General features: G+C 77.5%; 1 protein-coding gene. It reads left to right on the top strand.

What is annotated here, in order from left to right:
- Nucleotides 1-564 (top strand): nucleoside hydrolase (locus HMPREF0731_RS22510; protein ID WP_007006583.1); only part of this gene is annotated, 564 nt, incomplete at its 5' end.
- Nucleotides 565-659 lie beyond the last annotated feature (95 nt).

Raw genomic sequence — 659 nt, forward strand, 5'->3', positions numbered from 1 at the left:
CTGGGCATCGCGCCCGCCACCAACCTGGCGCTGGCCCTGGCGACCGAGCCGGACCTCGCCAGCCGCGTCGCCGAGATCGTGCTGATGACCGGCGCGCTGGGCGAGGGCAACTGGACCGCCGCCGCCGAATTCAACGCCGCCATGGACCCGGAGGCGCTGGCGCTGCTGCTGCGGGCCGGCCCGCCGGTGACGCTGGCCACGCTGGAGCTGACCGCCCAGGCGCTGGTCACGCCCGAGCGCATCGCCGGCCTGCGCGCCCAGGGCGGCGGGCGTTGCCTGGCGGCGGCGCTGGCCATTCTGGAGGCGGTGCCCCCCTCGCGCCGCTTCGGCCATCGCGGCGCACCGCTGCACGACCCCTGCGCGGTGGCCTGGCTGGTGGCGCCGCAGCTCTTCACCCATCGCGAGGTCGCGGCCGAGGTGGTGCTGGAGGGGCCGGATCGCGGCCGCACCCGGATCGACCGCTGGGGCCGCGGTGGCGCGCCGCGCAAGGCGAGGCTGCTGGAAGGGCTGGACGCCGACGGCTTCTTCGCCCTGCTGGGCGCGCGGCTGGCGGCGCTGCCCTGAGGCCGGCATGAGCGGGCGCTTCGTGGTGCTGTCCGGCTGCTCCGGCGGCGGCAAATCGACCCTGCTGGCCGAGCTGGCGCGGCGGGGCCATGCCG

The sequence above is a fragment of the Pseudoroseomonas cervicalis ATCC 49957 genome, assembly GCF_000164635.1.
Classification (GTDB): domain Bacteria; phylum Pseudomonadota; class Alphaproteobacteria; order Acetobacterales; family Acetobacteraceae; genus Pseudoroseomonas; species Pseudoroseomonas cervicalis.